Source organism: Pelovirga sp. (assembly GCF_059864205.1).
Genome location: NZ_JCBCBS010000209.1, coordinates 1 through 2,393 on the forward strand (window position 1 = coordinate 1; position 2,393 = coordinate 2,393).

Annotated in this window: 4 protein-coding genes; 1 reads left to right on the forward strand and 3 read right to left on the reverse strand. The window is 51.5% G+C overall.

Features of this window, described 5'->3' with window-relative positions; genetic code table 11:
* Positions 1–285 precede the first annotated feature (285 nt).
* From AC6F7T_RS13130 to AC6F7T_RS13140, 3 genes are all read right to left on the reverse strand, one after another.
* Positions 286–630, reverse strand: a complete 345-nt coding sequence (locus AC6F7T_RS13130) for a redoxin domain-containing protein (protein WP_500719545.1) — start codon at positions 628–630, stop codon at positions 286–288.
* Between the two features lie 9 nt (positions 631–639).
* Positions 640–852 carry a redoxin domain-containing protein gene (locus tag AC6F7T_RS13135; protein WP_500719547.1) on the reverse strand — a complete coding sequence of 71 codons (213 nt, stop codon included), beginning with the start codon at positions 850–852 and terminating at the stop codon, positions 640–642.
* A gap of 403 nt (positions 853–1,255) precedes the next feature.
* Positions 1,256–1,837 carry a TetR family transcriptional regulator gene (locus tag AC6F7T_RS13140; protein WP_500719548.1) on the reverse strand — a complete coding sequence of 194 codons (582 nt, stop codon included), beginning with the start codon at positions 1,835–1,837 and terminating at the stop codon, positions 1,256–1,258.
* 203 nt (positions 1,838–2,040) lie between these two features.
* On the opposite strand from AC6F7T_RS13140, the gene AC6F7T_RS13145 reads away from it, so the two are divergent.
* Positions 2,041–2,393 (forward strand): carboxymuconolactone decarboxylase family protein (locus AC6F7T_RS13145; protein ID WP_500719550.1); only part of this gene is annotated, 353 nt, incomplete at its 3' end.

Here is a 2,393-nt window from a genome sequence, read left to right on the forward strand (position 1 = left end):
GATTGGCGAAATGTGGATGATGGGGATGCTGAAGAACGCAACAATGAAAAAGATGATGACGAAGATGCTGGGTGGATAATCGAGATGTAAAAGTTAGCAGGAGGAGTTTTCAAACCATTCGCAGCTGGCCCATTGCCACGGCCATCGTCGCCATGGGCCCGTGCCTGCGCTGCCAACAAAAATCCTGTCACAATAAAAACCGTGACAAAAATCACCGGGATAGTCTCTTTGTTTATGCCTGACTTTCCTTACCGCTGAGCAACCCCTTATGGGCCTTAACGCCTTTTAATTCACATATTCACGAACATAGCGCACAAGCTCCGGGACTTCGACATACATGGTGCGGTCCGGGTTGTCAGGCGCACCATAATCTTTGATCCAGACAATTTTTCCGTTACCATCGACCAAAACAAAGGTATGGCTTGGTTCGCCGTTGCCGATGGCCCATTTCAGTACATCATATTGTGCTGACACACTCAGATCCGGGTCGGAGAGAACCGGGACAGAGGTAATGCCCAGGCGGGGAATTTCCGGGGCCATTTCGGCGACGGAGTCGCGGGCAATACTGATAACCTGCACGTTCAGGGCCTGGAATGTTGAGCTGTTTTGCAAATCCACGATTTGCTTCATGCACGGCGGTCAGCCAACCGCCATGTGGAAAAAGAGCAGAACCGGTATTTTCTGTTGAGTGTAATCACTTAACGAGACCTGTCCGCCGCGGGCATCATCCAGTTGAAAAGCGGGCGCTTGCGTTCCCACAAGTGATTCGGCTGTCAATTCATTTTGTGAACAAGCGGTGGTTAGAAAAATCGAGACGAGTATCAACAGCCACATCCTTTTTTTCCTTTGCATATTTCTTTCTCCTTTTGGGAATGCTGGTTGAAAGTTGTCGCCATGCCACCAGGGCGGTCCGGGGCCACCACGCCCTAACAAAAAATAGTAACTATTCAGCTCTATCCTTGCGCAGGGCCTTTGGATCCTGTGGCAAGGGTTTTTGTCGCCATGGACGGCGACAACAAGCGGTCATGGATGACCCAACGGGAAACAATCGCGTCCCTTGACATAGGATTTCCGACCCGGTGCTGAACAGATACAAAAAATCCACCAGCCGCCCCAGCCAAAATGTTCCGGTCCCATAATTGTACTCGCGCCTGTTTTATTGCTAAAGTCAGTTGCATAGTGATGTTACCAGAGTCAGAGGTCGACGAGAACTGCCGTGACGGGATTCTACGATCAGATTTTTCGTCGGATGTTGTCATACGTTACCCGGTTGTTGTGGCCAGGGGAGCCAGGGCAGACCCTCGTGCAGACCCTCGCGCATCCGCGCGGTCGAATCGCGCTGATAGCTGTAAACCTTAACACCAAAGATATGCAGCATCAGGCTTGAGGCCCGTTTCCGGCTCAGGTCGGCGTCGAACTCTCGGGCCAGGTAACTGCGATAAAGCTCTTCAATCCCGGCCAACTGGGCTGCGGCAAAATCGTAAAACTCATTTCTCTGTGCCGCCAGTTCGAGCTGAGTCTTGATCAGAAAACAGCTACAGTAGTTTCTACGCAACGAATCCTCGACCATTTCATCAAGAAGCGCACAAATCCCCTCTCCGATCGATGGTGCCGAATCGAGCCTCTTCCGTATACATTCCTTGCTCTTGCGGGCATATTCCTCAAGCGCCTCGCGAAAGAGACCCTCTTTGCTGCCGAAGGCAAGATAGATCGAACCGGGCTGGAGACCGGTGTTCTTCACCACCTGCTGCATCGACGAGGCGCTGAAGCCGTTCTGCCAGAACAGCTTGATCGACCTTTCTACCACCTGATTGCGGTCAAATTGCGCTTTTGCCATGGCGATTCCTCGTCCTTAAAAATAAACCGTGCAGATCCACTATACACAAGCTTGAACGATCGTTCAAATAATATTGACAACAGCGTATCGGAGGGGATAAGTTGAACGTACGTTCAAGAAACAATTAAGAAGGCCCAGTTTTAACGTCTCGCAACGAGAGATCAATAACCTCAAGAACAGTCATAAACTGAAGGAGAAGAAAGATGAAAAACAAATTCAAAATTCACGACATCGATACCGCCCCGGAAGCGAGCAGCGAACGTCTCGCCAACTACAAGAAACAGAACGGCATGATTCCCAACCTCTTTGGCGTGATGGCCGAGGCTCCCGGTCTCCTCGAAGGCTACCAGAAGCTGCACCAGCTGTTCATCGATTCCTCCTTCAACGCCGAAGAAAAGACCGTGGTCTGGCAGACCATCAACGTCGAACATAATTGCACCTATTGCGTCCCGGCCCACACCGCCATCGCCCACATGATGAAGGTCGACCCGGCGCTGACCGAGGCGCTGCGCAACCAGCAGCCGCTGCCGACCGAGAAGCTTCAGGTGCTACAGGA

Coding starts and splice junctions, on each gene's coding strand:
- AC6F7T_RS13135 (WP_500719547.1), bottom strand. CDS start 852: ATGCAAAGGAAAAAAAGGATGTGGCTGTTGATACTCGTCTCGATTTTT.
- AC6F7T_RS13130 (WP_500719545.1), bottom strand. CDS start 630: ATGAAGCAAATCGTGGATTTGCAAAACAGCTCAACATTCCAGGCCCTG.
- AC6F7T_RS13140 (WP_500719548.1), bottom strand. CDS start 1,837: ATGGCAAAAGCGCAATTTGACCGCAATCAGGTGGTAGAAAGGTCGATC.